Annotated in this window: 19 protein-coding genes; 10 read left to right on the top strand and 9 right to left on the bottom strand. The window is 58.5% G+C overall.

What is annotated here, in order from left to right:
- The first annotated feature begins 118 nt into the window (after positions 1 to 118).
- Together chaB and P9J57_RS12000 are read left to right on the top strand one after the other, a co-directional pair.
- Positions 119 to 349, top strand: coding sequence for a putative cation transport regulator ChaB (gene chaB, locus P9J57_RS12005; RefSeq protein WP_014605995.1), 231 nt, complete (start codon positions 119 to 121; stop codon positions 347 to 349).
- A 452-nt stretch (positions 350 to 801) separates the two neighbouring features.
- Complete coding sequence (locus P9J57_RS12000) at positions 802 to 1476, top strand: gamma-glutamylcyclotransferase (RefSeq protein ID WP_024472169.1); 675 nt, start codon at positions 802 to 804, stop codon at positions 1474 to 1476.
- Between the two features lie 60 nt (positions 1477 to 1536).
- Here the strand turns inward: P9J57_RS12000 and P9J57_RS11995 are convergent, their stop codons facing one another.
- From P9J57_RS11995 to P9J57_RS11960, 8 genes are all read right to left on the bottom strand, one after another.
- Positions 1537 to 2949, bottom strand: coding sequence for a serine/threonine protein kinase (locus P9J57_RS11995; protein WP_105082512.1), 1413 nt, complete (start codon positions 2947 to 2949; stop codon positions 1537 to 1539).
- A 44-nt stretch (positions 2950 to 2993) separates the two neighbouring features.
- A complete protein-coding gene (locus tag P9J57_RS11990; protein WP_483279228.1) occupies positions 2994 to 3941 on the bottom strand; it encodes a hypothetical protein in 948 nt (315 codons plus the stop codon).
- Between the two features lie 13 nt (positions 3942 to 3954).
- Positions 3955 to 4731 (bottom strand): PP2C family protein-serine/threonine phosphatase, encoded by a 777-nt coding sequence (locus tag P9J57_RS11985; RefSeq protein WP_013025534.1) that lies wholly within the window; start codon positions 4729 to 4731, stop codon positions 3955 to 3957.
- The gene (gene tagH / locus P9J57_RS11980; RefSeq protein WP_105082510.1) at positions 4728 to 5855 is read right to left on the bottom strand and encodes a type VI secretion system-associated FHA domain protein TagH; all 1128 of its coding nucleotides are present in this window, start codon (positions 5853 to 5855) and stop codon (positions 4728 to 4730) included. The genes P9J57_RS11985 and tagH overlap by 4 nt, the downstream gene beginning before the upstream one ends.
- Positions 5856 to 5889: 34 nt before the next feature.
- Positions 5890 to 6588 (bottom strand): type VI secretion system-associated protein TagF, encoded by a 699-nt coding sequence (gene tagF / locus P9J57_RS11975; RefSeq protein WP_014593563.1) that lies wholly within the window; start codon positions 6586 to 6588, stop codon positions 5890 to 5892.
- A 13-nt stretch (positions 6589 to 6601) separates the two neighbouring features.
- On the bottom strand, positions 6602 to 8710 hold the full coding sequence (tssM, locus tag P9J57_RS11970; protein ID WP_483279227.1) for a type VI secretion system membrane subunit TssM: 2109 nt from the start codon (positions 8708 to 8710) through the stop codon (positions 6602 to 6604).
- Positions 8710 to 9927 (bottom strand): type IVB secretion system protein IcmH/DotU, encoded by a 1218-nt coding sequence (gene icmH / locus P9J57_RS11965; protein ID WP_014593565.1) that lies wholly within the window; start codon positions 9925 to 9927, stop codon positions 8710 to 8712. Before icmH ends, tssM begins: the two co-directional genes overlap by 1 nt.
- Positions 9928 to 9997: 70 nt before the next feature.
- Entirely contained in the window at positions 9998 to 10486 is a 489-nt protein-coding gene (locus P9J57_RS11960; RefSeq protein ID WP_015700446.1) for an SH3 domain-containing protein, read from the bottom strand.
- 487 nt (positions 10487 to 10973) lie between these two features.
- Here P9J57_RS11960 and P9J57_RS11955 point away from each other — a divergent pair, with 487 nt between their 5' ends.
- The 7 genes from P9J57_RS11955 (at position 10974) to cobA (ending at position 22908) form a co-directional block, all read left to right on the top strand.
- Entirely contained in the window at positions 10974 to 12197 is a 1224-nt protein-coding gene (locus tag P9J57_RS11955) for a nitrate regulatory protein (protein WP_105082509.1), read from the top strand.
- A 257-nt stretch (positions 12198 to 12454) separates the two neighbouring features.
- Positions 12455 to 13705: a CmpA/NrtA family ABC transporter substrate-binding protein gene (locus P9J57_RS11950; RefSeq protein WP_064352574.1), complete on the top strand. Its 1251-nt coding sequence runs from the start codon at positions 12455 to 12457 to the stop codon at positions 13703 to 13705.
- Positions 13706 to 13716: 11 nt separating this feature from the next.
- The gene (ntrB, locus tag P9J57_RS11945; protein ID WP_014605988.1) at positions 13717 to 14589 is read left to right on the top strand and encodes a nitrate ABC transporter permease; all 873 of its coding nucleotides are present in this window, start codon (positions 13717 to 13719) and stop codon (positions 14587 to 14589) included.
- A gap of 10 nt (positions 14590 to 14599) precedes the next feature.
- Complete coding sequence (locus P9J57_RS11940) at positions 14600 to 15388, top strand: ABC transporter ATP-binding protein (RefSeq protein WP_013025543.1); 789 nt, start codon at positions 14600 to 14602, stop codon at positions 15386 to 15388.
- Between the two features lie 10 nt (positions 15389 to 15398).
- Positions 15399 to 19472, top strand: a complete 4074-nt coding sequence (gene nirB / locus P9J57_RS11935; protein WP_105082508.1) for a nitrite reductase large subunit NirB — start codon at positions 15399 to 15401, stop codon at positions 19470 to 19472.
- The gene (locus P9J57_RS11930; RefSeq protein WP_483279226.1) at positions 19469 to 22090 is read left to right on the top strand and encodes a nitrate reductase; all 2622 of its coding nucleotides are present in this window, start codon (positions 19469 to 19471) and stop codon (positions 22088 to 22090) included. Before nirB ends, P9J57_RS11930 begins: the two co-directional genes overlap by 4 nt.
- Complete coding sequence (gene cobA / locus P9J57_RS11925) at positions 22087 to 22908, top strand: uroporphyrinogen-III C-methyltransferase (protein WP_028715064.1); 822 nt, start codon at positions 22087 to 22089, stop codon at positions 22906 to 22908. Before P9J57_RS11930 ends, cobA begins: the two co-directional genes overlap by 4 nt.
- Positions 22909 to 22938: 30 nt before the next feature.
- On the opposite strand, the gene P9J57_RS11920 is transcribed toward cobA, so the two are convergent.
- A complete protein-coding gene (locus P9J57_RS11920) occupies positions 22939 to 23751 on the bottom strand; it encodes a DeoR/GlpR family DNA-binding transcription regulator (RefSeq protein ID WP_013025547.1) in 813 nt (270 codons plus the stop codon).
- Between the two features lie 342 nt (positions 23752 to 24093).
- Here P9J57_RS11920 and P9J57_RS11915 point away from each other — a divergent pair, with 342 nt between their 5' ends.
- Positions 24094 to 24888 (top strand): GolD/DthD family dehydrogenase, encoded by a 795-nt coding sequence (locus tag P9J57_RS11915; RefSeq protein WP_013025548.1) that lies wholly within the window; start codon positions 24094 to 24096, stop codon positions 24886 to 24888.
- The last annotated feature ends 6 nt before the right edge of the window (positions 24889 to 24894 follow it).

Genomic DNA, 24894 nt, shown 5'->3' with positions numbered 1-24894 from the left:
AGGGGGGCATTAACCTGCCATTGAAGAGAAAAATCGCGGAAGGCACAATAAAACCCGGTTTGCATTTATGGCCATCTGCGCCAGACTTACTCATTCCCCTGTTAACTGAGGAGTGGCTATGCCCTACGATAAGCGAAGCGATCTTCCGGAGCCTGTTAAACGTGTTCTGCCTGCCCACGCGCAGGACATCTACCAGCAGGCTTTTAACCACGCATGGACAGAGTACAAAGACCCTGACGATCGCCGTGGGGATGAATCCCGTGAAGAGGTTGCACATAAGGTGGCCTGGGCCGCGGTGAAACATGAATATCAAAAAGGGGATGATGATAAATGGCATCCTAAAAAATAACATCCGCTCAGCCGACGCGCTCACCCATCCTGCCCCGAACGGGATGCTGTGTTTCTGCTTCAACGCCTGCCCCAATAATGATGTCGCCTGCCAACGCGGGCGCGGCAGCCTCCGCCGTTGTCCCTCATGAGCCCAATCCGATATTAACGACCTGTCGCATTTGTTTCGTATTTGTTATTAATAAAAAGCCGTTATTATCGTGTACATAATCCGCGATAACGAGCTGTTACATCTCAGCATTTTTTTAAAATAAGATTTTGGTATTTAATTAACCTTTCTTTTAATACCGCAATATAAGTAGATTTTTACTTTCTACTCCGACTCTTGCTTGCAACTCATTGTGTTAATAATTAATGTCAGTTAAATGAACAGAGCGTGAATCAGTGAATGTTGAACGTCACAGAGCAGAGGAGCCACTTGCACAGGATGTGGTGAACGTTGAGGAGGTCGCATTGCTAACCCGGGAATTCTTATTAAAAGCAGATTGTAAAACGTCATTTGGTGATATCGAGGAAACACTCCTGTGGAGTTGTGAACAGCGTGCAGCATCGCTGGCAGCAACCCTGGCGTGTCGGCCCGATCACAGCCCGGTATGGATCTTCGGCTACGGTTCGCTGATGTGGAACCCGGTATTTGAGGCAGACGAGGTGGCATCGGCGTCACTGGACGGCTGGCATCGGGCATTCTGTTTACGCCTCACCGCAGGACGCGGCACGGCTGCACATCCGGGCCGCATGCTGGCGCTGAAAGAGGGCGGAATGACCCAAGGGCTGGCCTTTCGTCTGCCGGAAGCGCGCCTGCACGACGAGCTGGCGCTGCTGTGGAAGCGAGAAATGATTACCGGCTGCTACCTGCCGACCTGGTGTGAACTTTCACTGGAAGATGGCCGCCGCGTGACCGCGCTGGTGTTTATTATGGATCCGCGTCACCCGCTGTATGAGGATGACACCTGTCCGCAGGCCGTTGCGCCATTGATTGCCGCGGCTACCGGGCCGCTGGGGTCGAATGCCCAGTACTTGTTCTCGCTGGAAGCCGAGCTGACACGGCGCGGGATGGAGGAGGAAGACCTGATCCGTCTGGCGCACCAGGTACGTGCGTTGCAACAAGACTGGCTGAAACAGGCCTGAGCCAGCAAATCCTTGAGCAAAACGGGCAGCCAGGCTGCCCTGATCCTGTATTGACGCGCACTAATTGGTGGGATTAATCAGCCAGGTGCCGGGTTTATCGATCACCAGTGACTGACTGCGCAGCCTGTTACCGGCGCGTACGTCAATGCGGTACTGCCCGGCGGCCAGGTTGAGCACCGCAAAACCGTTGCTGCTGGCATGTACTGCAACGGGCTGGCCGTTCAGTACCACCTGCTCGCCGTTGGTGAGCTTAAGGTAAACCATCGCCAGCCCGGCAGGCACCGTGCCCGTTACGGCGCCCGATGATGACGGGCCCTTATTGACGAGGGACGCCGCAGGCGCGCGCGAATTCTCAATCCAGACCACCACCGCAACGGCAATCAGCGCCACAGCGGCCAGTGCCACTAATCCTGGCGACAGACGACGGACGTTACGTCCGGTCACGGGTTCTGCCGCCGTGGCACCATGATTCATTGCTAACACGACCGGTGGCGCGGTATCGGCTGAGGCGGCCTCGCTGTTATTCTGCTCGTCGTTACGCTGTTGCAGGCTGTTCACCACCGCCTCAACGTCGCTAACCGGCAAATCAATTAACGCGGCAAACTCATCGATATTCTGCGGGCGATCGTGGGGCTTCATCATCAGCGCGCAGTCAATCGCGTGCAGCAGCGGCAGCGAGTAACCTGCCGGTTTGCGCGTGACCAGCGGCAGGTAGTTATCTTCAATGCAGCGCACCACGCTGACCGGCGGCGGGGCACCTGTAATCAGCGTATGTAATACGGCGCCCAGGGCATAAATATCCGTCCACGGCCCTTGTTCGCTTTCACCTTCTTCGCTGTACTGCTCAATCGGTGCAAACCCCGGCTTGAGCATGATTTCGGTTTCGTCGGACAGGTTGCCAATTTCTTTACGGGCGGAGCCAAAGTCGAGCAGGACCGGCAGCTGATTTTCCTGAATCTGGATGTTGTCCAGCGAGATATCGCGATGCAGATAGCCAGCCTGATGAATGGTGTTAATCGCCCCTAACAGCGGCGGCAGCAGGCGGCGAATCCAGGCTTCTGAAATCGCCTCATGGCTGGTGATCTGCCACTCTTTCAACGTCATGCCGTTGTAGTAGAGCGTTCCCATATAGGCGGTGCCGTTCTGTTCCCAGAAACGCAGAACGTGCAGCAGGCCGGGATGGTTAAAGCGCGCCAGCAGCCGGGCTTCCTGAATAAAACTGTTCAGACCGGCGTTAAACAGCTTTTGAAAGCGTTCACCGCGCAGCTCCAGCGATAAGTCTTGTGTTCTGACCGCCAGCGACACAGGCATGTACTCTTTGATCGCAATGGTGCGTTCAAGTTGATGATCCCATGCGCGATAGACAATGCCGAAACCGCCGCCGCCAATCACCTCTTTAATTTCGAACTCGTTAAAACGATATCCGTCAGGTAAGGCATTCGGTATTGTTTTCTGACTGTCATTAGCCGACATAATAGACTCTCTGAACGGGGCCTGCTTGTCAGGCTACGCGGTAATTAATTGATGTTACGCCATGCACCTGCGCCAGGATCGACCCGATCCGCGCGCAAGGCATCCACAAGTAACACATTCACTTTTTGCGACGACGTAAAACCGGTTGCCCAGCGGCTGCGCAGGGTGCTGATGCGCGAGGCCAGCGCGGTGGTATCCTGCTGTGTCGTCGCCTGATCGGCTTTGATCAATAAGGTTCCGTCAAAGCGCCACAGATGCTGCTGTTCATCAAAGGGCAATACAATCCAGCTGTCTGGCGCATCGGATCGGGCCAAAATCATACGCTGTTTATTCACATCCACAATTTGCAGGCGTTGGTCGGTGAGCGTCAGGTTGGCAAGGGGATAACCCTGGTAAAAACTGACCACAACCGTCTGTGACTGCGCGCCACCACTCAGGGTTATTTCACTTTTGCCTTCCAGCCAGCCCTCAGATGAGCACTGCTGTTTACCTTTGTCGGGCACAAATATCGACAGTCCACGCTCATCCCACGCGGTGCGGAAACGGCAGCCGTTCGGTAAAGCGAAATGCTGCAGCGGCGTGTTGTCTGCCGGACGCGACGGACTGGCTGCGCTGGCCCGTGGTGCCGGGGCGGCTGCATCGGTATTCACGATCATTCGCCAGTTCTGCAGCTTGCTGGCGCTGCCGGTCGCCAGCACCTTGCCCTCGCCGTCCATCATCTGCCAGGGCAAGACGTCCAGCTCGTTACACTGGTTGGCTAATAGCATGCCCACGCGCGGCAGAAAGGATTTTAAAATCGCTGAATCCCGGTCTTTGCCCGATACGATACGGATCGGTAGCGTTTCCTGGCACCAGTCATCAGGCGTTTTGCCCGCAACATTGTCAATGTACACTTCCAGTTCAAGACTGGGTGAATACACCACACGATAATTTTCCGCCTGCGCAGCAAAGGCCATAAACAACGTGGCTATAGCGGGCAACCACAATTTCATAGAGTTCCTTTAATCAATAGCCTGAGGGCAGAAAACGTGCTGAGTCAGCCAGCGTGTAGAGCAGGGTGGCATCCTGCGGCTCACCGATCCACACCGCCAGGGCGCTGAGGTTGTCTTTCTTTACGTCGCGGCTCACCGCCTGCGCCATTAACGTCAGCCACTCATCACAGTCATTGACCATGCGCAGAGCCTGTTCCATTTCCGTGGTGGTCAGATTCAGCCAGAAACCGTCGCTACAGACTAAAAACGCATCCCCATCTTCCAGCAAAATTTCGTCAGCGAAGGTCACAGGATGAGCGGGTTCTATGCCGAGCGCATTATAGAGTAAATTACTGTTAATTCCGGTATTTTCATAGCCCGCATCGCTCAACTTTTGCGCCAGGCTGTGGTCGCGGGTCACCTCATTCAGCACCCCGTGACGAAAGTGATAAACCCTGCTGTCACCTGCGTGCGCCCACCATGCGCGCTGTCGGGTGCGGTCGATAAACAGGCCCGCAAGCGTGGTGCACATGGTGGAAAAATTCGGATTATTACCCTGGGCCATTTCAAGTATTGAACGGCACTTTTCCACCGCCTGATGCGTCACGGCGGGGGTAACCTGCTCGCAATCCTGCAATTGTTCAATCAGCACATCGCATACCAGCTGTGCGGCCTGATCGCCGCCGGGCAGGCCAGCCACGCCGTCACACACGACAAAGCAGGCTTTGCGCGCATCCAGTATCACACCGGTTCGATCCTGATTCTCATCGCGCAGCCCCTGCTGACAATGACTGGCAAAGGCAATATTCATGCGTCGTCCGTGCGCGTCTGGGAGTCTTTATACTGATTGACCTCCATGTCGTAGGCATGCAGGAAGGCTTCCCCAAAGAGCGTATGAAAATCGTCTTCGAGCTCGCCAGCGGTGCGCTGGTAGCGACGAGTAAAATAGTCCCACAGGGCGGCTTTCTTAAAGGACGAGAACGGGGTTTTGGATACGGCACCGTCAGCGCGCGCCTGCTCCTCCAGTCCCTGAGGATTAAACGACTGCAGCATCGCGGCGATAATCGCGCGGATCCCGGCAATCATGCCCAGCTGGTGCGCCTGCAGATCGACCAGCGCATCGCGCACGGCCTGCTCGGGCTGCATAAAACCCGGCATCTGGCTCTGGTACATCTGCATCAGAACCGTTTTGCCTGAAGGCAGGATTTTGAACGGATTATTTGCCTCGTTCAGGATCATCGTCATTTCGGCTTTCACGCCACGTTTCAGAATGGAACGTGATGACAGCAGGGCAACCGTCCCCTGCGAGAACAGGCTCAACATTCTGCCCGTGGTGCGCATTTGCTCTTCGCTGATAGCCGTATTATGGCCGTTATTAAGGCCCATGCCGTCGAGCAGGGCCGCCACCAGTTTGTCCTGCTCCACTCCAGCGGCGAAGGGTACGTGAAAAGTTTCGCTGGTCTGGGGATCAATGGCCAGCCTCGCGTCGCCGCGCCGTTCCGGCCGCTTCACGACAGGCTCTTCCACCACTTCCTCTACGTCGGCATGGTCGGGAATATCCAGCGGATTTGTTCGCGTCGCGGCGTCGGTAAAAAACGCCAGGGGATCGCTGTTTACGCCGTGAACTGCCGGATCGCGCACGTCGATGGCGTAGTCACCAATGCGCAGGGCGTCGCCGTGCTTCAGGCGCACCTGCACGCCACGCTTCAGCGCCACACCGTTATGTTCAACAGGCGTGACGCTGCCCTGATTGGTCAGACGGCATTCGCCTTCGCCTGACAGGTGCACCAGCGCCTGCAGGCGGGAAATAGAACGGGCTTCATCCGGTAGCACCAGGTCGTTATCCTGGCTGCGGCCAATAGTGCCGCCGGGGGGATGAAAGGTGACGGTTTTCACCGGAACATCAGACGTGCATTGAACGATGGTAAATTGCATGAGTTATCCCGTCAGTGAGGACAGTAGCAACGCCTCACTCAAACATCGGTGGATAGAGGCCATTGCGACCCGGCTGTGCACCTGCCGCCGGATTAAAGAGTAATGAGAACAGTTCGGGGGTGAGGTTGCCGCTATGCTTGTGCGTGGCATGAACGAAACCGTCACTGCGATTGCTCCACCAGTAACTAATATGTTGCTGAGGGTCGAAACGTTCAGCAACGTCCTGCCAGCTCAGGGTGCAAGGTAAATCCTGGAAACCGATTACATCCATGATATCGGAGTGCTGCTGTACCGGGATCATCAGCGGCGTCATGGTCTGGATCGCCTGTTCCAGCTGTGCCGGACTCTGCTGCTGCGTCACGGCGTTCAACAGTGTCGCGCCCAGATCCCGATACCAGTCGCCCGAAATCGTTAACTGTGCCGGATGCCACTGGGCCAGGGGGAAACTCAGCAGCGCCAGCAGTGGCCAGGCACGGCCTACCCGATCGCAGGAGGGCAGCAGGCAACCCATTTGCACCTGATTGCGTATTGGGGTGATCGGTAACACAAAATTCCAGACCGGGGCGCGCAGGAAGTCGGCGCTCACCGCATCATCCTGATGATGCCAGTGCACCAGACCTTGCTGAAACCAGTGGTTCCAGGGCGCAATCAGCTGCTCGGTTAACCGATGATGCAAAAAGTCCCCCGTGGAGGGTAATTTACCGTACCAGCCAGGGGCCAGAGAGACAGGCATGTTCACCTCGCTATTATGGGTTATGCGTCGTCAGGCGCTGAGCTTTGCGCGGCGCAGTGGCCAGCAGGGTACTGTCGCGACCCGCATTATTTAAGTTATCAGCCAGCTTGCGCATCATCAGCGCATTGTCGCGCGCATAGGGTGACGACTGAATTTGCTGATCGAGCAGCTGACTCAGGTGCCAGTCCAGCTGCTGCAAATCCCGGGCGCTGACCTTCTCCGGTAACGAATGCTGCAGATTCTGCAGCAGCCAGGCGCGGAGGAATTCCCCATCATAATTTCTCGGCTGATACAGCATCTGATAAGCACGCAGCGCATTTCGGCTGTACTCGTTATCATCACCCGGGTCATTACGCAGCAGGTTGGTGATCTGTTGCGCAACGCGGGGCAGCAATAAAGACTTAAGCGCATTTTGATAAAGCGCCCAGGCCGCATCGCTGACCTGGTTTCCACGATATAAACCGGCTCGCATAGTAAGCGGCGGATTATCGAGAGAAAACTGGTCGGACACGGGTAACTTCACCAGGTTATTCAGAAAGGGTAGCAGATCAAAAATATTATCAGCGGGCTGATGTATCACCTGCTGACTTTGTTGTGAGATAACCGGCAATCGCGCCGTAACCTGCTGCAGATAGTGTTGGTTCTGATAGTAACTCGTCAGCCATAAGCCGCTCATGATCACCAGCGCGCCGGCCAGCATGCCGTAGCCAATCCAGTGCAGCAGCTGATTGCGGTACTCCCAGCGACGGTTGCTGCCCGCCAGACCACTCTCCTTGAACACCAGATTGCTCAGCAGATCGCGAATAAAAAAGCTCTGGCCTTTATTTCCGGGAATAGGGCTGCTGCGGTTCACGCGGTCCCAGGCGGCAATCGAATGGGAACCGGCCTGGCGCAGTTGCAGTTTGCGGCTGAGCTCACCCATCACTCTGTCGAAAGGTAAGCCCTCCTGGGTGCCGCTGGTAAAGAACAGACCGCGCGGATTCCAGGCGACGGTTTCAGCGCGGGGTGAAAACACAATGTCCAGGTATTCGCTGAGCAGCGGGCGCAGAGACGAGAACTCCTGAGGAAACAGGAAACACTCTGCCCGCTCATTGAGATCGCGCTCGTGGGTCATCTGATCGGCCAGCTGTAGCTGCAGCTTCTGCTCTAACTGGGTAAACTGCAGGTCAAAGTGCGGATGCCAGTCCTGCTTATTGGGCTTACCGGCATCCCAGGGAAAGGTGAATCCCCAGATAGCATCGCGTCGGGCTTTATCCAGCGAGCCGTGATAGCTCATAAAGCCTTTCAGCAGGTCGGTCTTGGTCACCATGATATACACGGGGAAGTGAATACCGGTGTGCTGATGCAGTTCGTTCAGGCGGTCGCGCAGGGCATTAGCCTGCTCAAAACGCGCCTCGGCCGAGTCGCTCAGCAAATCTGCGACGCTGATGCTCATGATAACGCCATTGATCGGCTGTCGGGCACGATAGCGCTTCAGCAAATTAATAAAGCTCTGCCACTCGCTGGCATCACGGGCGCGTTGACTCTCCTGTAACGCATAACGTCCGGCTGTGTCGATCAATACCGCACTGTCGGTGAACCACCAGTCGCAGTTGCGTGTTCCGCCGACGCCGCGCACAGCCTCGTTACCAAAAGTATCGGTAAGGGGAAACTTCAGTCCGGCGTTCAGCAACGCGGTGGTTTTACCGGCACCCGGCGCGCCAATCATCAGGTACCAGGGAAGCTGGTAAAGATAATTCGCGTTGATGCGTGCCCACAGGCTGCCCTGACGCCGGCCAAAATGGGTGCGTTTCAGGCGCATGGCCGCTTCGCTAAAACGCTGACTCAGCAGGGCTTCCGTCGCCTGACGCTCGGCGGGATCGTCGCTTTCAACCACCTGCAGCCGATCCAGCAGAAGACTGTTATACCAGGCACGGTAAACCGCAGGGATTAACTGAAGCACGATCCAAAGCAGATAAAGCGTGCTCACGGCGATTTCGCGGTGCAGGGCGGGTTCAAGCGGACGGGTTTCATTCCAGGTGATAAGCGGCCCCAGCATCCACAACAGGCAACTCAGTGCCGTTACACCGATAAAGCTCCACAGCAGTCGATGCGTTAAAAATAAGCGAAAAGAAGCGCGCATCAGTGTGTTCCTTGGTGAGTGCTCAGTGTTTCAGGTGCAGCGAACAGCGTAATTTCAACACGGCGGTTGCGGGTTCGGTTCTCGCTGCTGTCGTTCGGCAGCAGGGGATCGCTGTCACCGCGTCCTTCAGAGCGGATAACGTGGGTGTCAGCGAGCTGCACCTGCAGCAGTTGGCTGACGGAACGCGCCCGGGCAAAAGAAAATTCGTAGCTGGAGGCAAAGCGGCTGCCGTCCACGGGCTTGTCGTCGGTAAACACCGACACCAGAATAGTGCCCTTCACATCTTTCATCGCGCTGGAAACCCGCGCCAGGATGGCCCGTCCTACCGGGTTGATGACCGTTCCCTGCTCGGCAAACAGCTTGTCAGCAGGAATAATCACCTTGCTGCCAAACGCGCCATCACTGACCTCCAGCTGACCGGCGGCGATCACGTCATTGAGCCGCTGGCGTAAATCCAGCAGGGCCTGCGGCGAGGAAGGGCGGCGATTTACCGTGATTTGCGGCAGCGGCATGTTGTAGAGGCTGCGCAGCAGCGGTTCGGCCGCATTGCCCAGTCGCCAGTTCAGCCCGCTGTAAATCAAACAGCCGATCAGGGCGACGAGCATCGCACAGGCCCAGAGCGGCACCATCGGCCGCGCGAGCGTGCTGACCAGCGGATGCACCTGCACCAGCGGGGCGGAATCGGTACTCTGCTGAGCGCGGGTTTCATCAATCAGGGCCTTGAGTCGTGCCCGCAGGCTGTCGCACTGCGCCCGGCCTTTTTCACTGCCCCGATAACGACCTTCATAACCCAGTAACAGACAGTAATGGATGATTTCCAGCAGCCAGAGATGTTGCTGAGGGCTTTGCGAGATGCGAGACAGCAGCTGAAAGAATTTTTCACCGCCCCAGCTTTCATTGTGAAAGGTGACCAGCATGCCGTTACCGGACCAGACGCCGCGCGTGCCCCAGGGCGTTTGCGCGGCCGCCTCATCCAGCGCGCTGCAGACGCAGTAACGTGCGCCAATGATCATTTCAAACGGCAAACCCGCCTGCTTGCAGCGCTGTTCAAAGACGCGCACTTCATCAATCAGTGACTGACGTAAACCCGCAGGATCGTCGTGCGTGGCGGCCTGACGAATCTGCACCACCGCATTCAGCAGTGGCGCGGCCGCTTTAAGCAAAAGATTTTCGGTACCCGAGGTCGTGACCTCTCGCGGTGAGGATTCCACGCTCATTACTGTGTGTTCTTCCCGCGACAGATAGCGTTTCTGGCAACGTGACCAGCACGGCAGGTAGTTAATTTCATTAGTTCAGAATCCAGGTCGCCGTCGCGGTATTACGACAGGCTTTGCTGTCGCCTCCGACGTCAACGCACACTTGTTTAGTTTTTCGCGGACGCGGACGGTCATTGCGTAACGTGTCATCATAACGATGACTTTCTACGCCCGCCTTCAGCGGCACGTAACCGGTTAACATGCCATCCGGCTTATCAGCAATGGCCAGCCAGTGGTTCTCAACGCTGCCAAGAACCTCAAAAGACTTGCCCGCCTCCAGGTAACGAACAACCTTGCCGCCGTAATCGGGTTGGGTCATCACCGACGCCTTGTACAGGGCGCGCCAGGTTTGATTGATGGGCGTAAAGGTTGTTGGTGCCGCCACGGCATGACGGTGTACCAGTTTCACACCGTTCACATCACTGGTGACCAGGGTGTCATCATTCACCGCAGGCGGTGGCGTTTTACAGCCGGACAATAAAAGTCCCGCTAACAGGATAAACGCTAAATTTTTTTTCACCTTTTTCCTCACGATATTATCAATATACCTGCATGTTGTTTATCAGAACACGGCTGTTCACCTTCACTGGGGAGGAAGCGCAGTCGGGTAGGTAAGCCGTTAAGATAATGCGGTAAATGACATTTATCCTGTACAGCGCTCAGTCTACCTAAGACTTTTGAGAATTCAAACCATTGCACCCAATGATATAGCATGGTAAAGCGCGTTCATCACCTTCTTCTCACACCGCGTTGTCGTGTCGGTTTCACCTTGTCGCGCACAGGCCAAAGCAGACATGCCGAGGCCAGCCAGACACGTCGGGCTGGATAGTGGCACAGTCAGATGACAGGCAAAAAAAAGCGTAAGCGCCAATAACAATTTAACAGCACGCATTGCCTGGACTGCGATCCTGGCGGTCATTGTTCAGGCTCCCTCATCCTTATGGCCCTGCGATCGGAAGCGGCACGGCTTTTGCTTGACTCTTTTTTTGCATTCAGAGGGTTGAGCAATGGATGACGCACTGAGCTGGTTGCAGGCCTCACGGCAAAGCGATATTGCCAGTCTGGAGCGACTTCGGCAGACCGGTAAATTAATTACTACGGTCAGCGAGCTGGTTCATCAGCTGCAGCGCGAACGCGGGGCCAGCAACCTGTGGATCTGTTCGCAAGGGCGGCTGTATGGCGAGGAGCGCAGTGCAAGTGAGCAGGATGTCAGCCGGAGCCAGCTTGCGTTCAGCCGGGCATTACCCAGAGCGGAGGCTCAACCCGGATACAGCCGTTTTTGCAACCTGATCGCGACAGCGTTACAGGCACTGGCAGACTTGCCGGTTCTGCGCCAGAAGATCGCCCGTCAGGACGTCACACATGCGCAGGCGATGGCGGCGTTCAATGCGATTATTCGTAGCCTGCTTAATCTGGTGTTTGAAGCGGCCGACACCGCCAGCCATCCGGAAATCACCCGGGCACTTATCGCCCTGTTCAGCTTTATGCAGGGCAAAGAGCTGACGGGACAGGAGCGGGCCCAGGGCGCGGCCGGATTTGCGGCCGGGGAGTTTACCACCGAACAGCGCAGCACGATGGTGGCGCTTATTGAGGCGCAGGAACAGAGCTTTAATACCTTTCAGCAGTTTGCCGATGAGACCGTGCTGCGCAACTGGCAGCCGCTGGCGCAGCCCAGCCGGGAAATCGAGCGGCTGAGGCGCATCGCCTGTACCGACGGCAGGCGCGACGAGAGCGGGGCGCTGCACTGGTTCTCGCTGCTATCTGAACGCATCGATCAAATGAAGTCGCTGGAGGACCAACTGTCTGCCGTGCTGATGGCGCACTGCCGGGACGCTATCGCCCTGGCGCAGCATCAGGCTGGCGCGCCCCTGAGCGTGTCGCCGTCAGGCTGTGACTTCACGCTTTATGTGTCTGGCGCAGACTGGCTGGCTACCCGGCCCACCGCGCTTAACAGCGAAGGCCTTGCCCCACAACTGGGGCGATCGTTACTGTCGTTGATTGGTGAGCAGTCTCAGCATCTGCAGCGCCAGGCCAATGAGCTGGCCGCCATGCGCGCCACGCTCGAAGAGCGCAAGCTGCTCGATCAGGCTAAAAACTGGCTGATGCAGCAGCATGGCCTGAGCGAAGAAAAGGCCTGGCAGACGCTGCGCAAAAGCGCGATGGATCAAAACAAACGGCTGCCGGAAATCGCCCAGGCGATCGTGACGGTCGCGGCCACAGTGAAGCGCTAACCCGAAAGGGTTAGCTGCACAACGCTTGTGCGTGACCTGCGTCACCAACGTGCAAAAACGATTAAAAATCCGCCACCTCTCGCCGCGCAGGGCAGACGTGACGGCAAATAATTCTGGCACGCGGTTTGCTTTACCTTAAAGAGTGTACGTATTTGCTTTGCCAACGGCGGTAGAGCGAGTGCTTTGGATAAAGGCGTCCGTCCCCTTGCGAGAGCAGTGGGGAGGACGCCTTTTTTTATTTCTTCAGGGTGGTAAAGATGAGCAAATCGCCAGTTTCACTCTCTCGTCGTCAACTGCTGTTATCCGGCGCCGCCGTCGGTGGACTCTGGCTGCTGCCGGGATTGCGCAACGCGGTATGGGCGGCAGGTTCCGACGCGCCAGAAAAACCGACCGTGCGCGTCGGCTTTATTCCACTGACCGACTGCGCGCCGGTGGTTATGGCCTCGGTAAAGGGGTTTGACAAGAAATACGGCCTGACGCTGCAGGCCAGCAAAGAAGCGAGTTGGGCGGCGGTACGCGATAAACTCACCTCGGGTGAACTGGATGCAGCACACGTACTTTACAGCCTGATCTATGGCCTTCAACTGGGCGTCGCCGGTCCTCAGCACGATATGGCGAACCTGATGACGTTAAACAACAACGGTCAGGCCATCTCACTGTCAAACCAGCTCAAGGCGCAGAAGGTGACCGATGGCGCCAGCCTGAAAAAGGCTATCGACAGCCAGGCGAAGGGCAGCATGACCTTCGCGCATACCTTTCCTACCAGCACCCATGCCATGTGGCTCTATTACTGGCTGGCTAACGCCGGTATCAACCCGTTTGAGGACGTGCGCACCGTCGTGGTTCCGCCACCGCAAATGGTGATGAATATGAAGATTGGTAACATGAGCGGCTTCTGCGTGGGAGAGCCGTGGAACCAGCGGGCGATCAGCGACAATATTGGTTTCACCGCCGCCACCAGCCAGCAGATTTGGCCGGATCATCCGGAAAAAATTCTGGGCACCCGCGCAGAGTGGGTCAAAGAGAACCCGAATACGGCCCGCGCGCTCACTTCTGCGGTGCTGGAAGCCGCGCGCTGGATCGATGCGTCAGACGATAACCGACGTGAAACGGCGCAGGTACTGTCCGGACGCGCCTGGATCAACACCAAACCCGAGACGCTGGAAGGGCGCATGCTGGGCCAGTACGAAAACGGACTGGGTCAAAAATGGCAGGATCCCCATGCGATGCGTTTCTTTCACGACGGCAGCGTCAGCTTCCCTTATCTCTCCGATGGCATGTGGTTCCTGACCCAGCTTAAGCGTTGGGGCATGCTCAACAGCGATCCCGATTATCTGGCAGTCGCCAGGCAGATTAACCGTATTGATATCTACAAACAGGCTGCCAGCGCGGTCGGCAACGTCACGCTGCCCGGCAGCGACATGCGCAGCAGCACTTTACTGGACGGCAAAGTATGGGATGGCACCGATCCCGCCGCCTATGCCGCCAGCTTCGCGATCAAACGTTAAGAGAGGCCCTGATGAAAACCCAGACTCGTCCACTGGCGCAGCCGGTCAATACGCCCACTCAGGCAACGGTGGTTTCCCTCCAGGTTACGCCTAAAAAAGTGCGCCCGCCTGCGCGCCTGCGTCCGCTGCTACAGCGCTGTATTCCGGCGCTGTGCGGTGTCCTGCTCCTGCTTCTGGTATGGCAGATCGCGGCGCTGTACAGCCAGGGCTTTCCGGGGCCTTACGCGACCTGGGCGGCGGCGAAAGTCCTGTTTGCCGATCCGTTTTACAACAACGGCCCTAACGATCAGGGCATTGGCTGGAACGTCCTGGCCTCGCTGCAGCGCGTGGCCATCGGGTTCGGTCTGGCGGCGCTGGTGGGCATTCCCGCCGGTTTTCTGTTGGGGCGTTTCACCTTTGTGGCGCGCATGTTCAATCCCATTATCGCCTTGCTGCGTCCGGTCAGTCCGCTGGCCTGGTTACCTATCGGTCTGCTGCTGTTCCAGCGGGCGGAACCGGCCTCTAGCTGGACCATTTTTATCTGTTCGATCTGGCCGATGATCATCAACACCGCAGAAGGCGTACAGCGCATCCCGCAGGATTACCTCAACGTGGCGCGCGTGCTGCAGCTCTCTGAATGGACCATTATGCGCCGCATCCTGTTTCCCGCCGTGCTGCCTGCCGTCCTCACCGGGGTGCGCCTCTCGATTGGCATCGCCTGGCTGGTGATTGTCGCGGCGGAGATGCTGACGGGCGGTCTGGGCATTGGCTTCTGGATCTGGAACGAATGGAACAACCTGAACGTTGAAAACATCCTGATTGCCATTCTGCTGATTGGTGTAGTCGGCCTGCTGCTTGAGCAGGGACTGATGCTGCTGGCGCGTCGTTTTAGCTGGGATAAATAAGGGGAACATCATGCAACCTATCATTCGCGTACAACAGGTCAGCCAGCGCTTTACCACCTCGGGCGGAGACTTTCTGGCGCTGGACAACGTCAGTTTCGATATTCATCAGGGCGAAACCCTGAGTCTGATCGGTCACTCCGGCTGCGGTAAATCCACGCTGCTTAACCTGATTGCCGGCCTGACCCGACCCACCAGCGGCGTGCTGCTGTGCGATAACCGCGAGGTCACCGGTCCCGGCCCTGAGCGGGCGGTGGTGTTTCAAAACCACTCTCTGCTGCCGTGGCTGACGGCGTTTCAGAATGTCGAACTGGCGGTGCAGCAGGTTTTTAAAGGCAAGATGAACAAGGCGGAGATGCACGACTGGATCGAGCACAACCTCAACCGGGTGCAAATGAGCCATGCCCTGCACAAGCGTCCCGGCGAGATCTCTGGTGGGATGAAGCAGCGCGTCGGCATCGCCCGCGCCCTGGCAATGAAGCCGCGCGTTTTACTGCTCGACGAGCCGTTCGGCGCGCTGGATGCGTTAACCCGCGCGCACCTGCAGGACAGCGTGATGCGTATTCAGCAGGAGTTAAATACCACCATTGTGCTGATCACCCACGACGTGGATGAGGCCGTGCTGCTTTCTGATCGGGTCCTGATGATGACCAACGGCCCCGCCGCCCAGGTGGGGGACATACTTACCGTCGATTTACCCCGACCGCGTTCGCGCGTGGCGCTGGCTGAGGATGCGCGCTATCACCAACTGCGCCAAAAAGTGCTGCATTTTCTCTACGAAAAACAGACCTCGGCGGCGTAAGGAAAACACCATGAGACAACGGCTGCTGGTGGTCGGTAACGGGATGGCGGGCATGCACACCGTGGAAACGCTGTTGCAGCTGGCGCCGGAGCGTTATGACATTACGGTCATTGGCCGTGAACCACACGGTAACTACAACCGCGTGCTGTTGTCGCCGCTGCTGGCTGGCGAAAAAACCGTGGAGCAAATCCAGATTCACGATCGTGACTGGTACGCGCGCCAGGGCATCACCTTGCTGGCCGGGGAAACGGCTGAGCAGATCGATGTGGCGGCGCGCACGTTGCGCACCTGCCAGCGCCTGCTGCACTGGGATCGTCTGATTCTGGCGACCGGATCGCAACCGCGCATGCCGCAGGTGGCAGGCATCGATCTGCCGCACGTAACGGCTTTCCGCACGCTGGAGGATGTGGATTTACTGCTGGCCGGTAGCGGGCCGGTCGTGGTCGCCGGCGGCGGTTTTCTGGGCATTGAGGCCGCGGCAGCCCTTCAGGCGCAAGGGCGCGATGTCACGCTGGTACATCGTCAGTCGCGCTTACTGGACCGGCAACTAGACGCCATGGCAGGGGAATTACTGCTTGCCCAGCTCAGCGCACGCGGTATCCGCTGTGAACTGAATTGCAGCGTCGCAGAAATCGGCCCGCAGTCACTGACTCTCAACGATGGCCGACAGCTGGCGGCGGCGCAGGTCGTTATCGCAACGGGCGTGCAGCCAGACATCGCCCTGGCCCAGGCCTCAGGCATTCCCTGTCAGCGCGGCGTTCTGGTGGATCGGCAGTTACGCACCGCCCAAGCCGGGATTTATGCGGTCGGCGAATGCTGTGAAATCAGCGGAGAAACCTTTGGCCTGGTTGCGCCTTGCCTGGCGCAGGCGGCGGTGCTGGCCGCCCAGTTGGCGGGATGTCCTCAGGCTGATTTCTACAGTGAAGCCACCGGCACGCGTCTTAAGGTGAGCGGGATCGCGCTGTTCAGCGCGGGTGATATCCGTGAAGCCCCTTCCGTCACCAGTTTCGATCCGCTTTCCGGTCACTATCGACGTCTTTTTCTCAAACAGGGGCGGCTCAACGGTGTGCTGCTGTATGGCGACTGCCAGCAGGGTGCCGCGTTGCTGAACCAACTGCATAACGCCAGGCAGGTTTCTGTCAATACGCTGTTTGGCCTTGATGAACCTGAAACGCAGCCGCAGGCTGCAGGAAACCCCGTGATGAATCACTCTAAACCTGTATTAGCCGTCGTGGGTCACGGCATGGTCAGCCACCATTTTCTGGAACAGCTGGTAGCGCGTGATCTGCATCAGCAGTATCACGTCGTGGTGTACGGCGAAGAGCGCCATCCGGCCTACGATCGCGTGCACCTGTCTGAGTACTTCACCGGCAAAGAGGCCGCGCAGCTCTCGCTGGTTGGCGAGGACTTTTTTGCCCAACACGGCATTGAACTGCGCAGCGGCTGTCGGGTGGAGGCGATCGATCGTCAGCAGCGTAGCCTGCACGACAGCGACGGCAGAGCACTGTGCTGGGATAAACTGGTGCTGGCGACCGGTTCGCGCGCGTTTGTGCCTCCGGTGCCGGGACATGAGGGCGAACGCTGCTTTGTGTACCGCACGCTGGACGATCTGGATGCGATCGCCGCCTGTGCCGGTAAAAGCCAGCGCGGTGTGGTCATCGGCGGTGGCCTGTTGGGGCTGGAAGCCGCCAATGCGCTGAAGCAGTTGGGGTTGGAAACTCACGTCGTTGAGTTTGCGCCGCGCCTGATGGCCGTGCAACTGGACGAAGGCGGCGCGCTGATGCTGCGGCAGAAAATTGATTCACTGGGCGTGACGGTTCACACCTCCAGGCAGACTGAACAGATTGCGACCCAGCCAGACGGAAGCCTGGTGCTGCACTTTGCCGATGGTGGCGAACTGGCCACCGATCTGGTGCTGTTCTCTGCGGGCATCCGGCCGCGTGACGAGCTGGCCCGCACCGCCGATATCAGCGTTGGCCCACGCGGCGGCATTACGATCAATGACGTCTGCCAGACCAGCGATGACGATATCTACGCTATCGGCGAATGTGCCCTGTGGAACGGACAAATTTTTGGCCTGGTGGCGCCGGGCTATCAGATGGCGCGCGTGCTGGCCGGGCATCTGGCCGCCGAGCCAGCCCGGTTCAGCGGGGCCGATATGAGCACCAAACTGAAGCTGCTGGGCGTGGAAGTGGCCTCTTTTGGTGATGCGCACGCGAAAACGGCAGGCAGCCTGAGCTACTTCTGGGCCGACGGTCCGAAAGGCATTTATAAGAAAATTGTGGTCAGCGCTGACGGTAAGCGGTTGCTGGGCGGCGTGCTGGTCGGTGACAGCAGCGACTATGCCACGCTGCTGCAGATGATGTTAAACGCGATGCCGCTGCCCGAGGCGCCGGAAGGGCTGATTCTGCCTGCGCTGCAGGGTGCGCCAGCCAAAGGTCTGGGCGTTGCCATGCTGCCCGACAGCGCCCAGATCTGCTCCTGCCACAACGTCAGCAAAGGCGATATCTGCCAGGCGGTGCAGAGTGGCTGCGGCGATATGGCCAGCATTAAAAGCTGCACCAAAGCCGCGACGGGCTGTGGCGGCTGCTCGGCACTGGTGAAGCAGGTGATGGAATGTCAGTTGGAAAACCTGGGCGTTGAGGTGAAAAAAGATATCTGCGAACATTTTGCCTATTCACGTCAGGCGCTCTACCACCTGATTCGCATCCATGAAATCAAAACCTTCGATGACCTGCTGGCGCGCCACGGGCGCGGCTGCGGCTGCGAGGTCTGCAAACCGTTGGTCGGGTCCCTGCTGGCCTCGTGCTGGAATGACTATTTGCTGAAACCGGCCCATCTGCCGCTTCAGGATACCAACGATCGCTACTTTGCCAATATCCAGAAAGACGGCACCTATTCCGTCGTGCCGCGCGTGCCGGGCGGGGAGATCACGCCGCAGGGGCTGATCGCCATTGGCGAAGTGGCGGCACGTTACGATCTCTACACCAAGATTACCGGCGGTCAGCGCATCGACCTGTTTGGCGCACGGCTGGATCAACTGCCTGAGATCTGGGAAACCCTGCTGGCAGCAGGCTTTGAAACCGGCCATGCCTACGGGAAGTCGCTGCGTACGGTGAAATCCTGTGTGGGCTCGACCTGGTGTCGCTACGGCGTGCAGGATTCCACCGCCTTCGCCATCGATCTGGAGAATCGCTACAAAGGCCTGCGCGCGCCGCACAAAATCAAAATGGCCGTCTCGGGTTGTACCCGCGAATGTGCGGAAGCGCAGAGCAAAGATATTGGGGTGATCGCCACAGAAAAGGGCTGGAACCTGTACGTGTGCGGCAATGGCGGCATGAAACCGCGCCATGCCGAGCTGTTTGCCAGCGATCTGGATGATGAAACCCTGATCCGCTATGTCGATCGCATTCTGATGTTCTACGTGCGCACGGCGGAGCGCTTACAGCGCACCAGCGTCTGGATGGATAACATGGAAGGCGGCCTGGATTACCTGCGCGACGTCGTGATCAATGACAGCCTCGGTATTGCCGCAGTGCTGGAGCAGGAAATGCAGCAGGTTGTGGAAACGTATCAGTGTGAATGGCAGACCACGCTGGCAGAGCCATCGCGCCGTGCGCTGTTTACCGCCACGGTGAACAGCGATCAGCCGGATGAAACGCTGCACTATGCGCGCGTACGCGGTCAGCGTCAGCCGCACACCGCCAGCGGTATTCCGCTGATGCACCTGCCCGCCGAAACCTGGAGCGAAGTCTGTTCGCTGGATGCCATTCCGGCCGAAGCGGGGATCGGTGCGCGCCTCGGCAGCGTGCGCATTGCGCTGTTCCGTTTCGGCGACGACTGTTATGCACTGGAAGATCGCGAGCCGGGCAGCGACGCCAGCGTGCTGTCGCGGGGCATTCTCGGCGATGTGGCCGGTGAACCCGTCGTTATTTCACCGCTCTACAAACAGCGCGTGCGCCTGCGTGACGGCCAAAGTCTGGATGATCCGCAGCATCAGCTGCGCTGCTGGCCGGTGAAGCTGGAGGATGGCCAGGTCTGGGTCGCTAACCGTCCGCTTAACCTGATGGCGCAGGCATCATGAAAACCACCTGTGCCTATTGCGGCGTGGGCTGTGGCGTCGAGGTGACCCTGCAACACAGCGAATCTGCACAGGTGAGTGGCGATCCGCTGCATCCGGCCAACGGCGGGCGACTGTGCGTTAAAGGGGCCGCGCTGGGGGAAACACTGACCCGGACGGGACGCCTGCTGCATCCCTGTATTCATCAACAGCAGGTCAGCATGGCGGCGGCGCTGGATGCCGCCGCTGACGGGCTCCGGAAGATTATCGCAGAGCACGGCCCTGAGGCCGTGGCCTTTTATGGCTCAGGCCAGTTGCTCACGGAAGATTACTACGTGGCCAACAAGCTGATGAAAGGCTTTCTTGGCGTCGCCAATATCGATACCAACTCGCGCCTCTGCATGGCTTCAGCGGTGGTGGGCTATAAGCGGGCGCTCGGGGCGGATGCGGTACCCTGCTGTTATGAGGATCTGGAGCAGGCGGATCTGATTGTGATGGTCGGCTCCAACGCGGCCTGGGCCCATCCGGTCATCTTTCAGCGACTCAGACAGGCGAAACAGCAGCGGCCGGAGATGCAGGTGGTGGTGATCGATCCGCGCCGCACCGCCAGCTGTGATATCGCCGATCTCCACCTGGCGGTGCGGCCGGGCAGCGATCCGGCTCTGTTTTCAGGCCTGCTGCACTGGCTGGCCCAGAATCAGGGCATTGAGGCGACAATGCTGCCGCACCTGGACGGCGTTGAAGCCACCCTGCAGGCAGCCAGCCAGTGGGGCATAGCTGAAGTTGCGGAACACTGCGATCTCAGCGATGCGCAGGTGGTGGCCTTTTATCAGCTGTTTGCCCAGCGTGATCGGGTCCTGACCTTGTGGTGCATGGGCATCAACCAGTCACAAAGCGGCAGTGACAATAACAATGCGATAATTAATGCGCATCTTCTCAGCGGAAAAATAGGCCGTCCCGGCTGTGGGCCGTTTTCACTCACCGGCCAGCCCAATGCCATGGGCGGACGTGAAGTGGGCGGCTTAGCCAACCAGCTGGCGGCACACATGAGCTTTAACGAAGCGGACTGCGATCGTTTACAGCGTTTCTGGCACAGCCCGACCATTGCCCGCCAGCCCGGACTGACCGCCGTGGCGCTGTTTGACGCCATCGATCGGGGAGAGGTTAAAGCCGTCTGGATCATGGGCACCAATCCGGCTGTGTCAATGCCGGAAGGCAATCGCGTGGCCCGGGCGCTGGCCAACTGTCCGCTGGTGATCGTCTCCGACGTGCTGGCGCACACGGATACCACAGCCTTTGCCCATATTCTGCTCCCCGCCCAGGGCTGGGGCGAAAAAAACGGCACCGTGACCAATTCTGAACGCCGTATTTCCCGTCAGCGTGCGTTTGTTGCGCCCGCCGGGGAAGCCAAACCCGACTGGTGGCTGCTGGCGCAGGTGGCGCAGCGGCTGGGGTTCGGTCAGGCATTTAACTGGACCCATCCGGCGGCGATCTTCCGCGAGCATGCGGCGCTGTCCGGCTTTGAGAACGCGGGCGAACGCGCTTTTGATATCAGCGGCCTGGCACAGCTCAGCGATGCCGAGTGGGATGCGCTGACGCCTGTTCAGTGGCCCGTCAATGCCCGTCACCCACAAGGCTGTGCCCGGCTGTTCAGCGACCGGCGTTTTTATCATCCGGATGGCAAGGCACGGCTGCTGCCACCGGCCACGCCGCCGCCTTTAGAGCGCAGTGCCCGTTATCCCTTACTGATGAACAGCGGGCGCGTACGCGATCAGTGGCACACCATGACGCGCACCGGCCTGGTGCCTCGCCTGATGCAGCACTGTGACGAGCCTTTTGCCGCCTTGCATCCGGAAGAGGCGCGCCGTTATGGCCTGTTTGCCGGCGCGCTGGCGCGCGTACAGTCTGAATGGGGATGGATGGTGGTGCGCGTGACGCTGGACAGCGGTCTGCGGCGCGGCGAGCTGTTTGTGCCGATGCACTGGAACCGTCAGTTCAGCCTGCAGGGTAACGTCGGGGGTTTAGTGGCCGCGACCCGCTGCCCGGTTTCGGCTCAGCCCGCCTTTAAACAGACAGCGGTGCGAATTCAGTTATTACAACCCCGCTGGCAGGGCTGGCTCTGGCAGAGAAACAGTGCGCCACCGGCCGGGCTGCGTTACTGGGCGCGCACCCCGCATGAGGGCGCGCATCGCTTTGCGCTGGCCGGAGAGGACCAGCCGCAGCGCTGGCTGGCGTCTCAGTTCAGCGTTGAAGGATTGCAACTGCAAACCGCCAGCGATGGCGGCCACAGCTATCGACTCCTGGCATGGCGGGACGGTGAACTGCAGCTGGCCTTTTATGCTGACCAGCGTTTACCTGAAATCCAGCACGACAGGGTCGCTCAGGCCTTTCGTCAGGCACCGGCGGACGCCGCTGAACGCCACGCGCTGCTGGCAGGCCAGGCGGCGCAGGCCCCGGCGACCGGACGCATTATCTGTAGTTGCTATGGCGTGGGCGAACAAACGATTCTTGATGCTATTCGTCAGGGCTGCCACAGCACCCAGGCACTGGGCAAAGCGCTCAGATGTGGCACCAACTGTGGCTCCTGCCTGCCGGAGCTAAAACACCTTCTGCTTTCCGTCTCTGTCCCGGAGGAATTATGACGCTGGCTATTCACACCTTAGATAAACTGCTGGCGCCCGAAAACGCGTCCCGCCCCGGCCGCGTCTGGTTAGTGGGCGCCGGGCCGGGCGATGTCGACCTGCTGACGATAAAAGCGCTGCGTTTACTGCACGGCGCTGAAGTGGTGGTTTACGATCGCCTGGTGAGTGAGGCGGTCATGGCGGAAGTGCCGGACAGCGCGCTCTGCATCGACGTGGGTAAACGGCCCGGTCACCACGGCCTGAAACAGGCGCAGATCAATCAACTGCTGGTGGATCTGGCGCTCAGCGGGCGCAACGTCGTGCGCCTGAAAGGCGGCGATCCCTTTATCTTTGGTCGCGGTGGCGAAGAGATGGTGAGCCTGCAGCAGGCTGACATTGTCTGTGAGGTCGTGCCCGGCATTACGGCTGCCGTCGGCTGTGCCGCCGCAAGCGGGATTCCGCTGACGCACCGGGATTGCGCCCAGTCCCTGCGCTTTATTACCGGACACGGGCGCAGCGGTGAGCCTCAGTTGGATGCCGCCGCGCTGGCAGCCAGTAATCAGACGCTGGTGTTTTACATGGGGCTGAGCTGGAGCAGCGTCATTAGCAGCCGTCTGCGTGAGTATGGCCGCAGGGAGGATACGCCGGTCGCCATTATCGAAAACGGCACGCGCCAGGATCAGCGGGTGTTAGTGACCACGCTGGCAGGGCTGCCAGAGACGATCGCGCAGCATAAACCGGTGTCGCCGTCGTTGCTGATCGTCGGAGACGTGGTTCGCTACTATCGAGCCGACCTGCTTGTCAGGCTGGGCGCAGAGGCGGCCATTTGCCAGGCGTGATAATCATGTCGCCAAGGCCACGCGTTAACATCAGGGGGCGCGGCGAGCGGGTAAGGGCGCAACCAGCACCTTAACGCCCAATGCCTCAAACGCGGAGATGTGCGCCTGGCTGATCCCGCTATCGGTAATCAGGTAGTGGATGTGGCTCCAGTCGCAGGGTAGCGCAAACATCGAGACCTTATCAATCTTGCTGGAGTCGGCCACGACGTAGACGGTGCTGGCGGATTTGATCATCGCCATTTTTACTTTGATGTCGGTTTCGCTGGGAAAGCTCAGGCCGAGCCGTGGCGAGATACAGGCGGTGGCGAGAAACAGTTTTTCTGACAGCACGTTTTCAAAGAAGCTGGCGGCCTTGTCTCCGGACGTTGAAAGCGTCGGAAATTTAAAGGTCCCGCCCGTCAGCAGCACATTGATCCCGGGCTCGCCACCCAACTTCAGGGCGATATTCACGGCGGTGGTCACTACCGATAAACGCCGGATGTGGCTGATGGCATCCGCGATAGCCGTGGTGGTGGTGCCAGAATCGAAAATCACCGTATCACCGTTTTCGATATGCTGGGCAGCCAGGCGCCCAATCGCGTCTTTTTCTTCCATGTGGGTCTGACGTTCCAGCTGCAGCAGGCCGGTATTCTGTTTGCCGGTCATCAGGGTCGCGCCGCCGTGGTAGCGCTGCACGAAACCCTGTTTTTGCAACATCCGCAGGTCGGTTCGCAGCGTGGCCTCGGTCAGCCCGAACGTTTTCGTCAGCGCTTTCACCGTCACCGTCCCGTCCTCCCGAATCATCTCCAGGATCTTGTCACGACGCTGCTGCATTTCAGCTAGCTGCTCAGTCTTGCTTTTCAATCGAAACGCTCCCTCTTTTAATCGCATCGGGCTTATAGCGATAACGCGTTGTCGCAGAGTTTAACCCGCAGATTTCGCCTTTGCGAGTCAGCATGAAAAGATGTTTATTTTCGTTCGAAAGTCAATATGCGCCATGCTTTATCCCTTTCGCCTTCGCGACAGCAGCACAATCCATATTACTCAGGCGGTTTGCAACCGGGATCACGCGCTTTGAAGCGAATCACGCCGCCAGGCACGCAGTGTTGTGAAATTTGATCTTAGCCACATTAACCATCAATTCGATAGCTTATATTTTTGTTCGAAAATGAATGCGGCAAATAAAATACCAGAGAGGACAGTCGGATGAGCGGTGAATATGACGTTAACCTGCGCTATGGCGTAGACACCACAATGAATCTGAGCGGCAAAGTGGCCGTGGTGACGGGCGGGCTGGGCGGCATCGCCATGGCCAGTAATCAGATGCTGCTGGAGAAAGGGGCGAGCCTGGCGCTGCTTTATCCGCCCTTTGAAGCGGATAAGGTCGACAGTGCGCGCGCAGCCCTGGCCGGACAGGTGCAGTTTATTTGCTGCGATGTAACCGATCCTGCCGACGTTGAGCAGGCGTTCGACGCCATTGTTGATCACTACGGTCATATCGACATTCTGGTGAACTGTGCCGGCTACGTGATGCTTCAGCCCGTGCTGGAAACCGATTTTGCCGAGTGGCAAAAGCAGATCGCCGTGAACCTGACCGGGCCTTTTCTGTGCTCACAGGCTGCGGGCAAGCAGATGGTCAAGGCGGGCAACGGCGGCAAGATCATCAATATCGCCTCTCAGGCGGCGTCCATCGCTATCGACAACCACGTTGCTTATACCTCCGCCAAAGCCGGGTTACTGGGCATGACCAAAGTGATGGCGAAAGAGTTTGCTCCGCACCGCATTAACGTGAACACCCTGTCGCCCACTGTGGTGCTGACCCCGATGGGGGAAAAAGCCTGGCGCGGTGAGAAGGGCACCGAAATGAAAAAACTGATCCCGTTAGGCCGCTTTGCCTACACCGACGAGATCGCCGCCGCCGTGCTGTTTTTTGCCAGCAACGGCAGCGACATGATTACCGGGGCCGACCTGATGATCGACGGTGGCTTTACCATCTGGTAAGGCCAC

It is taken from the genome of Pantoea sp. nfd-35 (assembly GCF_056892255.1).
The sequence above is the reverse complement of the archived record's forward strand: the minus strand, read 5'-3'. Positions and strand labels throughout refer to the sequence as shown.